Here is an 18,148-nt window from a genome sequence, read left to right on the forward strand (position 1 = left end):
TCTTCGCTTCGAAAGTGAAACTTTCAGACAAAGATTTCTTTGAAAGTTTGCCCATCAAAATATTATATTTTGATTCTTTTAATCCCTGATTTATATACCAATCTTTTCAACAAAAAAACCAATCTGGCTTATAAAATTGCGCTCTAACGGTTCGGGGCTTTGCGATGGTGGGGCAATCGAAGCACAAATCTTCAATTTTGCACTAAAGTTCAACCGAAGAACAACCGTTGAACTTTGCAGTTTCGCCCCACTATTGCAAAACCCTTGTTAGCGGCTGGCATTTTAGTGTGCTGCTGATTTTGAGAAAAAATTCATTACGATAACTCCTGTCACAATTAAAATAATTCCAATAATTGCTGGAATGTCTAACGATTGCTTAAATACCACAACCGAAATTATAGCTGTCAAGACAATTCCTAAACCACCCCAAATTGCATAAGCTATTCCCAAAGGAATGGATTTTAAAGCTTGCGACAAAAAGAAAAAGCAAGCAATATATGCCACAATTGTTATCGCTGTTGGCAATAATTTTGAAAAACCGTCTGATGCTTTCATAAAGCTCGAACCTACAACTTCAAGTACGATTGATAATGATAAAAATAAATATTTCATTGTTCTTTTGTTTTAACTGATGCAAAGATACAAAAATTAAAAAGTGCTTTTTTTGACAAATGTCAAAATCGTTATTTCTTTCTAATACGGCTCAATGTTTCTTGCGAAATACCCAAATAAGAAGCAATATGTCCTAAAGAAATTCTTTGCAAAGCTTCGGGTTGGTTTTTCAAAAGCCAATGATAACGCTGTTCTGCGGTATGTGTTTGTAATACAAAAGAACGTTCCTCTAAAATTTTACAATATTCTTCTGCCATTTTTCTACCAATCGTATTCATTTCCTGCGATGATTTGTAGAAACTTTCAAGGTCATTGCTTGAGATATAATATAAAGTGGTGTCTTCTAAAAACTGAATGTTTTCAATTGAAGGTTGGCTAAAAAATAATGGCATTACTGAACCTAAAATTCCGCTCTCAAAACCAAACCAAACATTAATTTCTCTTTCATTGATATTATAAAACGAACGAACAAGCCCTTTTTCAATTACGAATAAATTTGAAACAATTTGTCCTTCTTTGAGCAAAAAATCGCCTTTTTGTTTTATCAGACTTTTAATTTTTTCGTTAAGTTCTGTTTCGATTTCAGAGGTCAGATTTCCGTATTTTTTAAGTTGTTTTATGAGAGGGTTCATTCTTTGTACGGTGTTGGTTTATGCTTGCCGCTAACTCTCAAATATACGCAAGTTTATTAATGCGCCAAATCATTTTTTTCCTTTATCCAAACGACTTTTGAAATAAACTACAGTTTTGACTATTTAAAATGCGCAACAAAAAATATTCAAAATGCGCATATCGAATAAATTTGGCCAAGTCTACCATCACTCCCCCTCAATAATCTTCCGGATCGCCACCTGTGCCGCTTCCAATTGCGTGGGAGTCAGATCGCGGAACTCCTGCAGCGGAAAGGCAGTCGGGCGTTTTGTCCAGTCTTTTAGCGGGTGGTTTTGCAAAGTCGCATCGTCTTCCGGCAGATCAACACGCAGCAGTTCTTTCGGCGTGCAGTTCAGGTAGAAGCATAATTTATAAAGATGATCCGTTTTAATGCTTTTTGCCGTTCCGTTTAGGAAATGATAGGCAGAGCGCTCAGGAATTCCCAGCCGCATTAGTAAAGTAACTTTGGGTTTAATGCCTCTTTGCAAAAAACATTCTCGTATTTGAAGTATAAACATGGGGTAGTATTTCTATCAAAGATAAGCATTAATATCGAAATCTCCTATCTCATGCAGTAAATCTCCTATCTCATGCAGTAAACCTCCTATCTCATGCAGTAAACCTCCTATCTCATGCAGTAAATCTCATATCTAATGCAGTAAACCTCATATCTAATGCAGTAAACCTCATATCTAATGCAGTAAACCTCCTCTTTTATGCAAAAGTACGGCATCTGTACTTCATCAACCTTATGTCAAGGTTAGATAAGGCAAAAAGCTACCGAAGATGAGCCTGTCTAGAGCGAAGTCGGAGGATTCAACAGGTTTTATTTCTTTCTTTTTATTTGTATAAAGGACTTATTGATTATTCATTGATGCAGAGAAAAGCGCAAGTAAGAATAGATTAAAAAGAGATTTCTCTCTTGATTTCTCTACACTCCATTTCTTTCAGAATGACAAAAGTTTACTTGTAAAATATTTACCTTATCTTTGCACCATATTCAGCGGCATTCTTAAGCCATTTCAGTAATTCATTTTTACTCAAATAGAAAATTATTACCTCTACAAGGTTTGCGTTTTCAAGCCCAAAATGTAGAAGTAAAACACTTCATCCGCAATCATTTTTAATACAGAAAATATTGTTATTTACAGACTTAAAATTAATTAAGCCCATCCTTGATGCGCTTAAAACAGAAGGTTACACACAACCAACTCCTATTCAGGAAAAAGCAATCCCAAGCATTTTAGAAGGAAGAGATTTACTCGGAACCGCACAAACCGGAACCGGTAAAACAGCAGCTTTTGCCATTCCAATTTTGCAAAATCTTGCAGAAAAAAATTCACGAAACAATAACATCAAAGTTTTGGTTTTAACACCAACTCGGGAATTAGCGATTCAGATTGAAGAAAGTTTCAATGCGTACGGAAAAAATCTCAACATCAGAAACCTTGTAGTTTTCGGTGGTGTAAAACAAGCGGCTCAAGAAAAAGCATTGAGAAGAGGTGTTGACATTTTGGTGGCAACTCCCGGAAGATTACTCGATTTTGTTTCCCAACGAATTGTTTCCCTTCAAAACTTAGAAGTTTTCGTTTTAGACGAAGCCGACAGAATGCTCGATATGGGTTTTGTGCACGATGTAAAAAGAATCATCAAATTATTGCCTCCGAAAAGACAAACGCTTTTCTTCTCGGCAACTTTTCCCGATGAGATCAGTAAACTGGCGAATTCGATGCTTACAAATCCTGTTAAAGTAGAAGTAGCACCGGTTTCTGCAACAGCGGATACGATCAATCAAAAAGTATATTTCGTTGATAAAGACGATAAACTTGAACTGTTGACGCATATTTTGCAAAACGATATCAAAGAATCAGTTTTGGTATTTTCGAGAACGAAACATGGTGCCGATAAAATTGCAAGAAAATTGCAAAGTCACAAAATTTCGGCAGAAGCCATTCACGGAAATAAATCGCAGAATCAGAGACAAAACGCTTTAAGCAATTTTAAATCAGGGAAAACCAGAATTTTGGTGGCAACTGATATTGCAGCAAGAGGAATCGATATCGACGAATTAAAATACGTTTTAAACTTCGAATTATCTGATGTTTCCGAAACCTACGTTCACCGAATCGGAAGAACAGGAAGAGCTGGAGCAGAAGGAAGTTCAATCTCGTTCGTAGATGGTTTAGATTTATTAAACCTTAAAAATACAGAGAAACTGATTGGTAAAAAAATTCCGGTAGAAAAAGATCATCCTTTCCACACTGATAATTTGGTGGCTCAGAAAAGAGATTCTAACAATAAAGCTTTTACACCACGACCAAGAGTTCAGGGGAAAGACAATGCTGGAAGTAAAAAACCGAACAACAAAAGTAATTTCACGAGAAACAGATAAATTTCTCAAGCAGAATTTTTCACTCAAGTGAAGAAAAGAAAATAGACCGCAATAACCAAATATTGCGGTCTTTTTATGATCCCGAAATTCTTTCGAGGAAAATAAACTTTTTGATGGTCAGAAAATTAAATTAAATTTGCAAGCTATTTTAACAGCGACATTACTCCATGAGAATTATTACCAGAGAAGATTTTTCAGACATTTATATCAAATTTCATCAGCGAGGATTGTCTTTTTTGCTTTCTAAACTCAATCTAAATTCGTTCAAAAGAACACAAAGTGCTTTTAATGATCAAAATTTAGAAGGTTCTAGTTTTTGGATTGTTCCCGAAGTGCGAAAACGGTGGAACAAGCTGATAACAGGCAATGAAGACATGATGTACGAAAAATACCTCACCGAAAAATATTTTAAAGGAAAAGAAAAAATAAAAATTCTCGCATTGGGAACAGGAATTTGCAGTCACGAAATTCGACTTGCCGAATTGAATCCTAACTGTGAGATCGCATGCTATGATTTTTCTGACGATCTGCTAAAAAAAGCCAAAGAAATTGCTGATGAAAAGCAGTTGACAAACATTTCATTTCATGCAGAAAACATCATGAAATATGGTTTTGAAGAGCAACAGTACGATGTTGTTTTCTTTCATGCCTCTTTGCATCATTTTGATAACATTCCTGAATTTTTGCAGCAAGTGGTTATTCAAAATTTAAGACCGAAAGGTTTGCTTATTATCAATGAATTTGTAGGTTCAAGCCGATTGCAATATTCTAAAATTCAGATCAAATATATCAATAAAGCGATTTCGATCATTCCAAAAGAATACCGTAAAATATTTAAAACCAATATTTACAAGAACAACTATTATGGATCCGGAGTTTTGCGAATGATTATTGCAGATCCTTCAGAATGTGTAGATTCTCAATCAATAATCCCTGCAATCCACGAAAAATTTAATGTTGTAGAAGAAAAATTTTACGGAAATAATATTTTACAAAGCGCATTGAAAGACATCTCGCATCATTTTGTAATCCTCGACTCTACTAAAAGAGAAGTTCTGCAACAAATTTTTGCTTTAGAAGATGAGTTGTTAGAAAACCATCCCAGTGATTCTGTTTTTGGGATTTATGAATTGAAGTAAAAAGTATTTTTTCGCAACCCTTTTTTAGGGAGAAAAAATTTTACTTCGAAGCGGAAAACATGCTCATTGCATTCTCTGTTGTAATCCGATCTATTTCAGCAAAATCTTTCCCGTAAATATCGACCAATTTTCCAACCACCAAATCCAGGTAAGAACTTTCGTTTCTTTTTCCCCGATGCGGAACCGGAGCGAGATAAGGAGAATCTGTTTCTAGAACGATTTTATCTAATGGAATTTCATTTAAGAACTGATCAATCTTACCATTTTTAAAAGTGACTACTCCACCGATTCCTAAAATAAATTGTAAATCAATCGCATGTTTTGCCTGTTCTAAATTGCCAGAAAAGCAATGAAAAATTCCTCGCAATTTTGGGTGTTTTTTACGTTCTAAAACTTCAAAAACCTCATCAAAACTGCTTCTGGTATGAATCACGATGGGTAAATCTTTTTCAATGGCCCAATCAATTTGCTGTTCGAAAGCTTTGATTTGGATGTCTAAAGTTGTTTTGTCCCAATATAAATCGATTCCGATTTCTCCGATGGCTGGAAATTTTCTTTCATTCAAATATTTCTGCACCAATTTCAGTTCTTCTTCCCAAGTTTCTGGCTTTACATAACAAGGATGAAGTCCCATCATGGAGAAAATTTGGTTTGGATATTCCTTTTCCAAAGCCAGCATTTTTTCATGCGATTCGGAATCAATTGCCGGAAGATAAAATTTCGAAACGCCTTTTTTTAAAGCTCTTTCGATCATTTCTTTTCGATCTTCGTCGAATTCTTCGGAATATAAGTGAGTATGAGTGTCGATCATTTTTTTGATGTAAAATGTAAAATGTACGATGTAAAAAGTAGAATATTTTGTGTACTTTTTATAGGATACATTTTACAATTAAAAAAATATTTTATGTTTCACCTTTTTTTGCTGTGCCGCAATTCGTTGGCTTAATTTTTCTGCAAATTCCCGATATTTAGGACTATTTTCATCCAAAGAACGATGGTCCAAAGATTTTGCAATTTTCAAATTTTCCTCGATAAAATCCATGCTTTCATTAGAAAAATAAGCATTTCCAAACTTTTCCCAGATATAATTAATCGCCTGATTATTGGGATGAATTAAATCTTCTTTGTAGAATCGGTAGTCGCGTAAATCATCCATTAAAATTTCGTAAACCGGCAGATAATGACAGTTTTCGAATTGTGGCAGAATCTCGTGAATCGCCGTAATTAGTTTCGATTTGCTTAAATTATTTTCCACCATTCCGTCTTTGGTATGACGAACGGGCGAAACAGTAAACAAAATCTGAACATTTTCTTTCGCTATATCTTTTAAATTCTCAACCGTTTCATAGATAGAATCGGTTAATTCCAAATGGGTTAATAATCTTTTTTCAAAATACTTGGCTGGAATTTTATGACAGTTTGCAACAAGTTTCTTCTTCGGAAGAAAGTCATAAATAAAAGACGTTCCGTACGTCACCAGAACCCAGTTTGTCTGCTGCAGAAACTGATTTGCGTTTTCAATCTGGCCATTAATTTTCTCTAAAGTTTGATGAACAAACCGTGAGTTGAATGAAGAATGATGATCCAAGGAGAGAACATCTTCCCCAAAACTTACCAAATCTTCCTCTGTATACAACGCTGCGTTATGAATTTTTTTCACAGCATTATTGATCGAGAAAGGATTGAAAAGCGTGCCGAATGGATTATTGAAAGTCTGCAACTGTCCTGCTTTTAAAAGGTTTGTCATCTCCGTGGAGAAGCAGGAACCGATTGAAAACACGCGGTCATCAGTTTCAATTTTTTTGCCGGAATTTGGAATTTCTACGTCAGTTCTAAATTTCATTGATTGATTTGATGATTTGAAAATTTGATGATTGGTTGATTTGACGATGTGGCGATGTGGAAATTTGGGGATTGAGTTACTTAATAATTTGAAAAATGTTTTATAAAAATCTTACAAAATCTATGCAATAATTCTTTAGACCATTAACAAATTATCAAATCAACGAATCATCACATTGACGAATCATCACATTAAGGAATCATCAAATCAATGAATCAACAAATTAGCTTTCTCGTTGCAATAAATAATTTGCAAGTTCGATAAATGGTTTTTTCTTTGCGTCGGAAACGCTTATTTTATTTAAATATTTCTGGGCGAGTTCATTGTGTTCCTGGATTAGAAGCAATGCTTTTTCATCGACTTTGGTTCGGCGGAAAATCTTTTCTACGCTATAAACCTTATCCACATTATCGGTTTTTTTGGAGTACCAATATTCGAGTTCTTTTCGCTCTTCATCGGTTGCATGTTCTTTAGCTAAAAGATATAGCACGGTTTTTTTATTCTCATAAATATCTCCGGCGTGCTTTTTACCAATTTGCTCCTGATTTCCGAAGACATCTAAATAATCATCCATAATCTGAAAAGCGATCCCAACATGTTTTCCGAAATTAAAAATGGCTTTTGCATCTTTGAAATCTGCACCTGCAATCAAGGCGCCAATTTCGAATGAGGAAGCACTCAAAATCCCAGTTTTATAAGAAATCATTCGAATATAATCATTGAATGTTACCTCTTCTTGGGTTTCAAAATTTATATCATATTGTTGACCTTCACACAGCAATAATCCGGTGTGAATAAAAACTCTCATACAAGCTTTGTACAAATCAGGTTCTAAATTTTCGAAAAACTTTAGCGCTTTAAACATTAAAGCGTCCCCTGAAAGAATCCCTGTATTGATGCCATGTAAGGTATGAATGGTAGGTTTGTTTCTTCGAAGCGGCGCCTCATCCATAATATCATCATGGATCAAGGTGAAATTATGAAAAAACTCAATTGCTAAAGCGGGTTTAAGGGCTTTTTTCAAATTACCATCGAACATTTCGCATGCCATTAAAACCATCATTGGGCGAAGTCTTTTTCCACCGTGTGAAATGATATAATTCATCGGACCATAAAGTTCCTCGGGCTTATCTTTGAAGATATATTTGGTAATTGCATTTGCAACCGTCTCCTGATATTCGTCTAAAAACTGCATAAAATTTCTTGTTTGTGCAAAAATACGATTTATAATAATTATTTAAGTAGTAAAACGGTCATAAAAAAAGCCATTTCAAAAGGAAATGGCTTCATATTAAGGATTGAATTTTTTATTTCACAAACGTAAAAATCAAATAGGTAATTCCGGCAACCATTGCAGAAATCGGTATGGTTAAAATCCATGCCCACAATAAACTTACGGTGATTCCCCATCGAACAGCAGAAACTCTTTTGGTTAAACCAACCCCGATAATTGCACCCGTGATGGTATGCGTGGTCGAAACTGGAATACCGAAATGTTCTGTAATGAACAAGGTTATTGCTCCTGCACTTTCCGCAGCAACACCTTCCAACGGCGTCACTTTCGTAATTCTGGTTCCCATGGTTTTCACAATTTTCCAACCACCGCTCATTGTACCAAGCGCGATCATTAAGAATGAGGTAAAAGGAACCCAATAATAATGTTCTACAAAATAATTAAATTGTTGTGTACCATCTAAAGCTAGATATACAGGATCGTGCAAAGTCTGAACATGATGGAAAATGATGGCAGCACCAATAATCCCCATTACTTTTTGAGCATCGTTTGTACCGTGTCCCAAACTGAACAATGCAGAAGAAACGAGCTGCAATTTCTTGAAAATATGATCCGCTTTCCGAGGACTTGTTCTTTTGGAAATATTTACAATAATAAGTGTAATAATTATTGAAATGATCGAGCCAATAACTGGTGCCAAGAAAATAAACAAGAAAATGGGAATCACTTTCTCATATTTCACCACATTTTGGGTAAAGAGTTGCTTGAATGCGAGTATGAGTTTGTCGAATATTGATAAATCCGGCTGTGCTAAAGCAATAACGTGGTAGTCTGAAACCAAAGCAAACATGAGTGCAGCTCCTAAAAAACCACCAATCAAAGTGTGCGATGATGACGAGGGAATACCGAACCACCATGTTAATAAATTCCAGGCGATTGCAGCTACTAAACCAGAAAATATAACCTCGAGGTTAATAAAATTCTCATTGACAGATTTTGCAATGGTGTTACCAATTTTAAATTCACCGATCACATAAGCGGCGAGAAAAAATGCGGCAAAATTCCAAAATGCAGCCCAAAGAACTGCTTGGAAAGGTGTTAAAACTTTGGTAGAAACAATGGTCGCAATTGAATTTGCAGCATCGTGAAAACCATTGATATAGTCGAAAACTAAAGCTAAAACAATGATTATAATAAGTAAAATAGGTAAATCCATTTTTTTTCTAATACAAATTAGGGAATAGATTAAGCGTATTTGATCAAAATGCTGTCGATGGTATTTGCAACATCTTCGGCTTTGTCAGTCACGTTCTCCAAATACTCCAAAACAGATTTTACTTTCATAATCTTAATGGCATCATCAGTTTCAAACAATTTTACGATTGCCTGACTCAACACATCATCTGCCAAATTTTCGAAGGAATTTATTTTAATACAAGATTCTTTTACCGCCTTAGGATCTTTGAAATCATTAAGGTTAGTAACAGCAATCTGAATTTCAACACAAGACTTATGAATTAGGAGGGAAAACTCTGTATATGCAGGATCTAGAGGTGCTTTGTACAGGTAAATATATTTTGCAGAAGCATACATGAAATCTGCAATATCATCCAAGCGGCTCGCTAAATGACTGATGTCTTCACGGTCGAATGGCGTTATGAAATTTTCACCCAACTGCACAAATATTTCATGCGTCAAATCATCCAATCGGTGTTCGTAATCGCTCATGTGCTGTAACATGGTGTCGTCATTGATATCAAAATCAAGTAAACTCTCGTGAAATTCTTTTGACATGGCCACAAGTTCTTCTGCAACTTTTTCAAACAGTACAAAAAACACTTTGTCTTTCGGCTGGAACATTTTAAAAATATTTCCGATTCCCATTGTTGTTCATTTATTAATTAGTGGTGCAAATTTCCGAAAAACTCTACGAAGTTTGGTGATTTTATATTAAGTTTTATTAACATTGTGAAATTACTTCTCCACCAAAAAAAAATCAGTCCCATTACGAATAATGGGACTGAATATAAGTTAATAAGATCGAAAAATTATTTAGATTCTTCAGCTCTCATGTCTTTTCCTTTAAATTTCTGAGTTTGCAATCCTCTTAGAACTTCATCTTTGAAAGATTTTTCAACTTCAAAGAAAGAGAATTTCTCTAAAATTTCGATTTCACCAATATCTGGTCTTTTTCTAGATTTTTCTGTTGATTTGTTGATGATTTCAAGCATATCAATTTTCTTCAGATTGTCTCTTTTTCCTAAGTTAAAGAAAAATCGAACCATATCGCCATTGTTTTTTCTTGGCTTTCTTTCTCTGAATTCTCTGTTTCCACCATCACGGCTTCCACCATCTCGACTTCCACCATCTCTGAAACCTCCTTCTCGAGAATTTCTAGATCCGCCGTCTCTTCTGTCACCACCGCGATCACGGTCTCTACCGCCACGAGAATCTCTGTCACCTCTTCCTCTATCGCGACCTCCTCTATCACCTCGACCGTCATCAGCATTCAGTTTTTGATCTGCTAAATCATTTTTATCTAAATAATACAGAGCCATATCACGCAATTGCAACTGCAACATTTGGTGAACCAATTCTTCTTTGGTAAAGCCAGATAAATCAGGTATTAACGACGCATCAAATTCAAACAAATTTTCATGCTCTGTCAATAATTTATCAAAAACACCACCAACTTGAGCCGTTATGATCTCTTTTCCGGTTGGTATTTTTTTCTCTACAATATCAATTTTTGTTACAGACTTGATCTGTTTCAATTTTCTTGATTCTTCAGGTTTAATCAAAGAGATTGATATACCATCTTTTCCTGCACGACCCGTTCTTCCACTTCGGTGAACGAATACTTCAGGATCATCTGGTAAAGAGTAATGTACAACGTGTGTTAAAGAATCCACATCTAAACCTCTCGCTGCAACGTCGGTCGCAACTAAGATATCGATGTTTTTAAGTCTGAATTTCTTCATTACAGTATCACGTTGTGCTTGTGATAAATCACCGTGAAGTGCATCTGCTGCATAACCATTTTGCATGAGGAAATCTGCAACTTCTTGCGTTTCCATACGTGTTCTACAGAAAAGAATAGAGTATTGATTTGGATTGGCATCGATCAATCTTTTCAAAGCTTCTTTTTTGAAACGGTAACCCACGACGTAAAATTCGTGTTTAATATTTTTCTTCACTTCATTGATCGATCCAACAGAAATTCTATGTGGACTGGTCAAATAACTTTTAGAAATACGTTCCACCTCTTTATTCATCGTCGCAGAGAATAAATAATTGTGTTTCGTATCTGGAGTTTCGCGAAGAATTGTTTCCAAATCATCTTTGAAACCCATTGATAACATTTCATCAGCTTCGTCTAAAACGAGCCACTGAATTTCAGAAAAATCAAGTGCTTTTCTGTTAATAAGGTCGATCACACGTCCCGGAGTTCCCACAATAATTTGGGGTTTGTCTCGTAGAGAGCGGATTTGGTCGGTAATACTGCTTCCACCATAAACTGCTGTAGTCTTGATGTTGGGCATGTATTTCGAGTAATTTTTAATGTCTTTGGTAATCTGCAAACAAAGTTCTCTGGTTGGACAAAGCACCAAAAATTGGATTTTGCGACTCCCGTCGTCAATCATATCCAAAATCGGTAGCGAAAAAGCCGCTGTTTTGCCTGTTCCTGTCTGCGCAAGTGCGATGAGATCGCGTATATCTGTAGAGATAAAAGGAATAGTTTGTTTTTGGATTTCTGTGGGGCTTTCAAAGCCCAGTTCGCCAATTGCCTGCAAGATTGCCGGACTTAGATTGGTCTCCGTAAATAAATTCATGTAAAAGATCGTCTATAAATTGGGTGCAAAGATACGTTTTTTATTTTTGATAATAAAACAGGTGTTTTATTAAATTTCTGTTAAAGACCAAACGGATTCTCATGATCACCTTATCAAAATTAAATTTCTCTAAATTTGGAATCTAAAAATTGATCAATGGAACAATCTATAAAAACTTCAACTTTAAAATTTCTGAAAACGCTAGAAAACAACAACAACCGCGAATGGTTCAACGAAAACAAGCATCTCTACATCGAAGCGCAGGAAAATATGCTCGTCTTTATCGAAAAACTCATCGAGGAAATTTCAAAATTTGATGAAGAGATTTTAAAAATCGATCCGAAGAAAGCACTTTTTAGAATTTATAGAGACATTCGTTTTTCAAAATTAAAAATTCCGTACAAAACACATTTCGGTGCAAGTTTGGGCATGGGAAAAGGCAACAAAATTTCAGGCTACTATTTACATATCGAACCCGGAAAATCTTTTTTAGCAGGTGGCGTTTATCAGCCAGAACCTTCTGTTTTAAAGGAAATCAGAAAAGAAATCTCCATGAACAGTTCTGAATTTAAAAAAATTCTGGAGCAAAATGATTTCCGAAATAATTTCCGTGGATTGAGTGTTGAAAGCAAATTAAAAAGAGTTCCAAATGATTTTGAAAAAGACGATCCGATGGCAGAAATTCTTAAACTGAAAAATTTTATCGTCACGCATCCAATTTCAGATGAGCAACTTTTCGATAAAAATGCAGCGCAACATTTCGCAAAAATCTTTGAGAGCATTCAACCTTTGAATCAGTTTTTAGAAGCTCCTTTCCTTTAAAATTTTTTCATCTTCAGCTCATCAATAGTTTTTTGAATGGTGGGATCGTTCGGCGAAACAGCGTAATATTTCGCTATTTTTCCACTTTGGTCTACAATCAAAAATCTTGGAACCCAATTCAAATCGACGTAATTGTTGAAATTATTCTTCCAGCCTTCATCAAACCAATAATTTTCCTGATCTGTTAGCTTATGTTTCTCTAGACCTCTCGTCCACTGTTCATGGGATCGATCCAAAGAGAAATACACGAAATCGAGTTCCGGATTTTGCTCCTTTAAAATTTTGGTGGAAGGAAGTGCTTTGATACAATCCGCGCACCAACTTGCCCAAAAATCGATGATCAAAACCCGGCCTTTATGTTTTTCTATAATTTCGGAAACCGCTATTTTCTTTCCTTGAAAAGAAGAAATTTTCTGCGCAACAGCTTCTTTCGAAAATTCGGTTTTGCTGATTGCGGGAATTTTCTGAGCGAAAACTCCGATAGGTAATAATGCGATTGCTACTCTTAAAAAACTTTTCATTCCGGATATTTTTAGATCTGTTCTAGCAAAACGATAGATAATCCCGAGTCGATGGAAACCTTTCCATTTTCTACTGTTACTTTCTTGCCAGAATATCCATCACGCAATTCCGTGCCATTTTCAAAAATTTCCTGAACGGAAACTTCTTTTAAACCTGGTTTTAAATCTAATCCAATTACAACTTTATCGTTGTTTAAAGTTCGTGTAAACCAATAAGGAGAAGAAGAAATCATCTGATGAACTCCGGCTCCAACTGCGGGATGATTGGCTCTGAATTTTCCTAATTTTTGATAGTGAACTAACAATTTTTGGGTTTCAAGATTTGAAGAAATATCGCTCCAATTCATATTCGAACGCAAATTGGCATCACCTTCTGCTCCTTGAATTGTAAGTGATCGTGCAGATTCATCACCATAATAAACTTGAGAAATTCCAGGAGATAATAATAATTTTGTTCCTGCTTCGAAAGTTCTTTTTCGGTCTTTATCGAAAGGAGAACCATCATCATGCGAAGTCAGATAATTCATCACCGTTTTTCCGTTTAAATCGGATTGCAAGAGTTTTGAATAATTAGAAAAAAGTTCTTCGTACGATTTATTGGCATCCCCTTTAAAATCAAAATTAATGAGCGACTTAAATCCATTTTGGTAATAATTCACTTTTTTATCACCGAAATCATAGATTTGTTTTTGCGAAATTCCATAGCCATAAATTTCTCCTACGGTGAAAAACAAATTTTGATCTAGAACTTTCGAAGGATTATTTCTTTTATAAATATCAAAAGATTCCTGACAAACTTTTTGAAAATCTTTCCAAACATCTTCATTCGTATGTTTCACGGTATCAATTCGATAACCATCAATACCGAATTCTTTCACATAATCAGCGAGCCACTTCATGATGTAATATTTGGGTGCTTTTGGATATCCTGTTCTTACAAAAAATTCATTCAGAGACTTCATTTCTGCCTCATATTTCCCTTCATTCTTCCATTTTTCTACTAAGATTTGCGGAAGTTCTTCAGGTTCATCTGATTCTGTTAAAATATCGGGAAGATTAGCAACCAACGTACATGCAGTGGTATTTTCGTAATTATTATACTTGCATTGTGGCGAAGTTCTCACCCACGAATTTGGATAAACCGGATCGATCGGCGTAACTGGACCGGTGTGATTGATCACGGCATCTAAAACAATTCGGATTCCCTTTTCATGGGCTTTCTCTACCAGTTCTTTCAAGTCGGCTTTGGTGCCAAAATTTGGATCAAGATTCGTCCAGTCTTTTGCCCAATAACCGTGAAAAGCATAGGTATTTCCTGTTCCTTCATTGGTTGCGCTGTGAATCTGTTCTACCAATGGTGTCATCCAAATGGCATTGATTCCTAAATCTGAAAAATAATTATCGTCTATTTTTTGGATAATTCCGCGTAAATCTCCACCTTCAAAGCCACGCAAAGTAGCAGCTTTTTCAGTTCTTCCAAAATTGATATCATTTTTATTGTCGCCATTTTGAAAACGGTCGGTAAGCAGAAAATACATATTTGCACCTTCCCAATTAAAGGTCTGCTTTTTTGAATTGTGAAGTGAATTGCAAGAAGTCAGGAACGCAACGCTTAATAAAAAGAGAATTTTTTTCATAGTAAATTTTGAAGGATAAAGGTAGTGTAAATGGAAGTTTTGAGAGAGGAGAATCTTTTCATCGGTAATATTTTAACATTTATTTAACATATTTTTCTATCTTTGCTTCCCAACAAGAAAGTATGTCAATATACCACATCATTACCAATCAACTGCAGTTCATTACTCCGCGATTCTACAAAGAGAGGTATTTCAAAAACCTTAAAAATCTTACGAAAGATAATTATAGCCAAAAAAACATTGAACCTGAGTTAATGTGGATCAAAGATTTCTTGAATGCAGATTCAGTAATGCTTGATATAGGCTCAAATAATGGCAGTTTTCTTTATCAACTCGAAGGTAAACTTTCGCCGAAAAACCTATACGCTTTTGAACCGAATGAGAAATTATACAATCGGTTACGACGAATTTTTCCCAAAATAAAATCATTTTGCATTGCACTATCGGATCAAAACGGAACCGCAGCTTTTAAAATTCCCATTATTAAAGGAAAAAATTATGATTCGCGCGGAACTTTACAAATTGGTTATCGAGAAGAAGACGAAGAGAAACATGTGTTGCATCAGGTGAAAATGCTTACACTTGACGATTGGCAAAAATCTGAAAACCTTACCAAAATTAACTTTATCAAAATTGATGTAGAAGGAAATGAAATGAAAACGTTGGAAGGTGCAAAACAAGTGATCGCAAAATTTCGTCCTACTTTAATGGTTGAAATGGAGCAACGTCATCACTCTGAACCTATTTGGGATTTAATTACACAAATTGAAAGTTGGGAATATGCCGCTTATTTTCTAAACCGAACCACTTTTAACTTGGAAAGACTCAACGAAAACATTATTTTAGAACAAAATAATAACCGTTTGATTAACAAAACTGCCTATATCAACAATATTATTTTTGTCCCAAATCCTCCAAAAACTTTCTAAAAATGAGTGTAATTGCGCGACAAGGATTAAAATATTCGTTGATTGGATATTTCGGTTTTTTACTCGGAACGGTTTCTGCAATTTTTATTTTTCCGTACGATATGGAGTTTTACGGAAAATTGCGATACGTAATGCCTACTGCAGAAATGCTTTTGCCTATTGTTATTTTCGGATTGTCATTTTCTAACGTGAAATTTTTTCATCAAACTCAAAAAGATGGCAAGAATCAAAATATTCTGTCGCTTTCTTTGGGCGGAATTGTTTTTAATTTCCTCGTCTTTTCCCTGCTGTTTTTTCTTTTTTTCCAATTTTTCCCTCAATTCAAAAGCCTGGAACTTTGGAAAATGAAGCGCCTCATTCTTCCGCTCATATTGATTATGGCTTTATCGGCAATTTTCAATAAATATCTTTCCAACTTCAAAAGAATTGTTGTTCCCAATATTTTTGAAAACCTATTTCCCAAAATTGCAAATATTGGTGCATTTTGTCTTTTTTACTTTTTAGGAGTTTCGGAAAAAGGTTCTTATGCGTTTTTCTTAGGAATGTTTGTCCTCGCCTTTTTAGGATATCTTTTTTATGCGAATAATCTCGAAAAAATAAAACCTGATTTCAGTATCGATTATGTAAAAAAAGACCAGCTTTGGAAAGAAATCCTGAACTATAGTTTCTATGGATTCTTAGGAAACATCGGTAATTACATTGCTTTTCGAGTAGATAATTTCATGATTGGTGAATTTTTAAATTTCGAAGAAAACGGAGTTTACAGCATTATTTTATCCATCCTTTCTTTTATTCTCATTCCACAAATGGGATTGTTTAATATTTCTGCACCCATCATCAATAAAACCATTGCAGAAGGCGAATTCGAAGAACTCGATTGTTTTCATAAAAAAACTTCACTCACCCTTTTCTTTCTCGGAGCTGTTTTGTTTTCCTGCATTTTGGTAGGATTTCCTTATTTAACCAATATCATAAAAAACGGAGATCAGCTGAGACAAGCAGAACCTGTAGTTTGGATTTTAGGTTTCGCCATGATTTTCGATTTGGCCACCGGATTTAACGGACATATTATTTCGCTCTCGAAATATTACCGATTTAATATCGTGATCATGCTATTTTTAGCGGTTACTACGATTGTTTTGAACTATCTTTTCTTAACCAAAACAGAATTAGGAATCATCGGAATTGCGATGGCAACCGGAATTTCACTTACGCTTTTCAATATGATTAAAATTTACTTTAATTATTTGAAATTCAACGTTTTCCCATTAACGATTGAGATGATGTATATTTTGATTATCTGCACTTTAGCAATAACAGTGGCGATCATTTTGCCTGAAACTGGAAACAATTTCCTTAATTTCATTTACAAACCAACATTTGTTTTAATGGTGATTTTTGGCGCCAATCATTTTATGAAAATTTTCCCGGTTGAAGAGTACATCAATAAAAAATTCATCAAAAGTATTTTTAAGTTTTAATGAATGTTTGGAGCGTTTTCTCTAGCTCACTTGCTATTTTTTCTTTGTTGAATTTCTTTTGAAAATCATCATTCATCAACTTTCCATAAGTAAATAACTGCTCTTCGATATTGGTGTTCTCTGGAATAATAAAGGCTTGAGAATTGGCATAATTCTCTGGAAAAATAGCAATTTTTCCATATTTGATGGCATCTCCAATATTGCCGCTCATTTTAGTTTTCCCATACCATTCTTTGTTGCTGAAAAAAGCTGTTTCAGTTTGGATTGGGCACCACAAAATTGCCGCTTCTTTCATCCAATCATCAAAAATATGCTGAGAAACTTTTTCTGTAAAATATTTTACCGAAATATTTTGGGGTTTATTCTTTTCAAATTCTCTTAACCACAACAATTCCTTATTTGCTGCTTTTCCTAAAAAAACAAATTGGAAATAAGTTCCATTCTTAAAAGTTTTGATGCTGTTCAAAATATGAAAATAATCTCTTCGTTCCTGCGAAACTGTTCCGGGAATTACAATGACAAACAAAGATTTTCGAGGTATTTCAAATTTATTCCAAAAGAAAACCGGCAGAAATTTCAAATCCAAACCAAGGTCTTCGGCAAGCAAATGATCATCCAAAACCAAAAGATTATTTGCTTTTTTAAAAACTTGCGGTGCTGAAAGCAAACCCTCTTTAAACAACAGTTTCAGACGATATTTAACATCCTTTTTAAAAATATTTTTAAAGAGTTGAAACCTGGAGATTTTTGCAAAATTCAGATTATGAACAATTACAGAAGTATTGAACTGTTGACAAATTGCGGTGAATACATTAAAATAGCGGTGAACGGTTCCGATGATCACCAAATCGTAATTTTGAATCTTTAATTGATTCATCAATTCCGAATTTTTTGTCGAAAAAATATTCGAATTGTGCTTCCCGATTTGTTTTAATATTTTTTCTGAAAAATAATAATCAACAGCAAACTCGTTGGAATCATGCATTAATTCCATAAAATTCGCAGCAATTTCGGCGTGCGTATCGAGTTCGATGTAGACGATTTTTTTCAAATT

At 34.8% G+C, this 18,148-nt stretch carries 17 protein-coding genes; 5 read left to right on the top strand and 12 right to left on the bottom strand.

Annotated features, from left to right (window positions below):
* Window positions 1-282 precede the first annotated feature (282 nt).
* From BW932_RS07455 to BW932_RS07465, 3 genes are all read right to left on the bottom strand, one after another.
* Complete coding sequence (locus tag BW932_RS07455) at window positions 283-612, bottom strand: DMT family transporter (RefSeq protein WP_076386871.1); 330 nt, start codon at window positions 610-612, stop codon at window positions 283-285.
* Window positions 613-683: 71 nt separating this feature from the next.
* A complete protein-coding gene (locus BW932_RS07460; protein ID WP_076386872.1) occupies window positions 684-1,244 on the bottom strand; it encodes a Crp/Fnr family transcriptional regulator in 561 nt (186 codons plus the stop codon).
* A gap of 186 nt (window positions 1,245-1,430) precedes the next feature.
* Window positions 1,431-1,781: a helix-turn-helix domain-containing protein gene (locus BW932_RS07465; RefSeq protein WP_076386873.1), complete on the bottom strand. Its 351-nt coding sequence runs from the start codon at window positions 1,779-1,781 to the stop codon at window positions 1,431-1,433.
* A 620-nt stretch (window positions 1,782-2,401) separates the two neighbouring features.
* Between BW932_RS07465 and BW932_RS07470 the strand changes: the two genes are divergently transcribed.
* Window positions 2,402-3,655 (top strand): DEAD/DEAH box helicase, encoded by a 1,254-nt coding sequence (locus tag BW932_RS07470; RefSeq protein WP_076386874.1) that lies wholly within the window; start codon window positions 2,402-2,404, stop codon window positions 3,653-3,655.
* 167 nt (window positions 3,656-3,822) lie between these two features.
* The gene (locus BW932_RS07475) at window positions 3,823-4,794 is read left to right on the top strand and encodes a class I SAM-dependent methyltransferase (RefSeq protein WP_076386875.1); all 972 of its coding nucleotides are present in this window, start codon (window positions 3,823-3,825) and stop codon (window positions 4,792-4,794) included.
* Window positions 4,795-4,834: 40 nt separating this feature from the next.
* Here BW932_RS07475 and BW932_RS07480 read toward each other — a convergent pair whose 3' ends face one another.
* From BW932_RS07480 to BW932_RS07505, 6 genes are all read right to left on the bottom strand, one after another.
* Window positions 4,835-5,605, bottom strand: a complete 771-nt coding sequence (locus BW932_RS07480) for a TatD family hydrolase (RefSeq protein ID WP_076386876.1) — start codon at window positions 5,603-5,605, stop codon at window positions 4,835-4,837.
* A gap of 78 nt (window positions 5,606-5,683) precedes the next feature.
* Window positions 5,684-6,637, bottom strand: coding sequence for a GSCFA domain-containing protein (locus BW932_RS07485; protein WP_076386877.1), 954 nt, complete (start codon window positions 6,635-6,637; stop codon window positions 5,684-5,686).
* 223 nt (window positions 6,638-6,860) lie between these two features.
* Entirely contained in the window at window positions 6,861-7,832 is a 972-nt protein-coding gene (locus BW932_RS07490; RefSeq protein WP_076386878.1) for a polyprenyl synthetase family protein, read from the bottom strand.
* 112 nt (window positions 7,833-7,944) lie between these two features.
* Window positions 7,945-9,087: an inorganic phosphate transporter gene (locus BW932_RS07495; protein WP_076386879.1), complete on the bottom strand. Its 1,143-nt coding sequence runs from the start codon at window positions 9,085-9,087 to the stop codon at window positions 7,945-7,947.
* Window positions 9,088-9,116: 29 nt separating this feature from the next.
* On the bottom strand, window positions 9,117-9,755 hold the full coding sequence (locus BW932_RS07500; protein ID WP_076386880.1) for a DUF47 domain-containing protein: 639 nt from the start codon (window positions 9,753-9,755) through the stop codon (window positions 9,117-9,119).
* A gap of 164 nt (window positions 9,756-9,919) precedes the next feature.
* A complete protein-coding gene (locus tag BW932_RS07505; protein ID WP_076386881.1) occupies window positions 9,920-11,704 on the bottom strand; it encodes a DEAD/DEAH box helicase in 1,785 nt (594 codons plus the stop codon).
* A gap of 156 nt (window positions 11,705-11,860) precedes the next feature.
* Here BW932_RS07505 and BW932_RS07510 point away from each other — a divergent pair, with 156 nt between their 5' ends.
* Window positions 11,861-12,526, top strand: coding sequence for a DUF2461 domain-containing protein (locus BW932_RS07510; protein WP_076386882.1), 666 nt, complete (start codon window positions 11,861-11,863; stop codon window positions 12,524-12,526).
* Here BW932_RS07510 and BW932_RS07515 read toward each other — a convergent pair.
* Entirely contained in the window at window positions 12,523-13,047 is a 525-nt protein-coding gene (locus tag BW932_RS07515; RefSeq protein WP_076386883.1) for a TlpA family protein disulfide reductase, read from the bottom strand. The two genes, BW932_RS07510 and BW932_RS07515, sit on opposite strands and share 4 nt — an antisense overlap.
* Window positions 13,048-13,058: 11 nt before the next feature.
* Window positions 13,059-14,684 carry an alpha-amylase family glycosyl hydrolase gene (locus BW932_RS07520; RefSeq protein WP_076386884.1) on the bottom strand — a complete coding sequence of 542 codons (1,626 nt, stop codon included), beginning with the start codon at window positions 14,682-14,684 and terminating at the stop codon, window positions 13,059-13,061.
* 122 nt (window positions 14,685-14,806) lie between these two features.
* Here BW932_RS07520 and BW932_RS07525 point away from each other — a divergent pair, with 122 nt between their 5' ends.
* Both BW932_RS07525 and BW932_RS07530 read left to right on the top strand, forming a co-directional pair.
* Window positions 14,807-15,613 carry an FkbM family methyltransferase gene (locus tag BW932_RS07525; protein WP_076386885.1) on the top strand — a complete coding sequence of 269 codons (807 nt, stop codon included), beginning with the start codon at window positions 14,807-14,809 and terminating at the stop codon, window positions 15,611-15,613.
* 2 nt (window positions 15,614-15,615) lie between these two features.
* The gene (locus BW932_RS07530; RefSeq protein ID WP_076386886.1) at window positions 15,616-17,094 is read left to right on the top strand and encodes a lipopolysaccharide biosynthesis protein; all 1,479 of its coding nucleotides are present in this window, start codon (window positions 15,616-15,618) and stop codon (window positions 17,092-17,094) included.
* Here BW932_RS07530 and BW932_RS07535 read toward each other — a convergent pair.
* Entirely contained in the window at window positions 17,084-18,145 is a 1,062-nt protein-coding gene (locus tag BW932_RS07535; RefSeq protein ID WP_076386887.1) for a hypothetical protein, read from the bottom strand. The two genes, BW932_RS07530 and BW932_RS07535, sit on opposite strands and share 11 nt — an antisense overlap.
* Window positions 18,146-18,148: the final 3 nt, after the last annotated feature.

The organism is Kaistella chaponensis (genome assembly GCF_900156725.1).
Taxonomy (GTDB): Bacteria; Bacteroidota; Bacteroidia; order Flavobacteriales; family Weeksellaceae; genus Kaistella; species Kaistella chaponensis.

Excerpts from the sequence above, each read along its gene's own strand:
- BW932_RS07455 (WP_076386871.1), bottom strand. The coding sequence starts at position 612 with ATGAAATATTTATTTTTATCATTATCAATCGTACTTGAAGTTGTAGGT.
- BW932_RS07460 (WP_076386872.1), bottom strand. The coding sequence starts at position 1,244 with ATGAACCCTCTCATAAAACAACTTAAAAAATACGGAAATCTGACCTCT.
- BW932_RS07465 (WP_076386873.1), bottom strand. The coding sequence starts at position 1,781 with ATGTTTATACTTCAAATACGAGAATGTTTTTTGCAAAGAGGCATTAAA.
- BW932_RS07475 (WP_076386875.1), top strand. The coding sequence starts at position 3,823 with ATGAGAATTATTACCAGAGAAGATTTTTCAGACATTTATATCAAATTT.
- BW932_RS07480 (WP_076386876.1), bottom strand. The coding sequence starts at position 5,605 with ATGATCGACACTCATACTCACTTATATTCCGAAGAATTCGACGAAGAT.
- BW932_RS07485 (WP_076386877.1), bottom strand. The coding sequence starts at position 6,637 with ATGAAATTTAGAACTGACGTAGAAATTCCAAATTCCGGCAAAAAAATT.
- BW932_RS07490 (WP_076386878.1), bottom strand. The coding sequence starts at position 7,832 with ATGCAGTTTTTAGACGAATATCAGGAGACGGTTGCAAATGCAATTACC.
- BW932_RS07495 (WP_076386879.1), bottom strand. The coding sequence starts at position 9,087 with ATGGATTTACCTATTTTACTTATTATAATCATTGTTTTAGCTTTAGTT.
- BW932_RS07500 (WP_076386880.1), bottom strand. The coding sequence starts at position 9,755 with ATGGGAATCGGAAATATTTTTAAAATGTTCCAGCCGAAAGACAAAGTG.
- BW932_RS07505 (WP_076386881.1), bottom strand. The coding sequence starts at position 11,704 with ATGAATTTATTTACGGAGACCAATCTAAGTCCGGCAATCTTGCAGGCA.
- BW932_RS07510 (WP_076386882.1), top strand. The coding sequence starts at position 11,861 with ATGGAACAATCTATAAAAACTTCAACTTTAAAATTTCTGAAAACGCTA.
- BW932_RS07515 (WP_076386883.1), bottom strand. The coding sequence starts at position 13,047 with ATGAAAAGTTTTTTAAGAGTAGCAATCGCATTATTACCTATCGGAGTT.
- BW932_RS07520 (WP_076386884.1), bottom strand. The coding sequence starts at position 14,684 with ATGAAAAAAATTCTCTTTTTATTAAGCGTTGCGTTCCTGACTTCTTGC.
- BW932_RS07525 (WP_076386885.1), top strand. The coding sequence starts at position 14,807 with ATGTCAATATACCACATCATTACCAATCAACTGCAGTTCATTACTCCG.
- BW932_RS07530 (WP_076386886.1), top strand. The coding sequence starts at position 15,616 with ATGAGTGTAATTGCGCGACAAGGATTAAAATATTCGTTGATTGGATAT.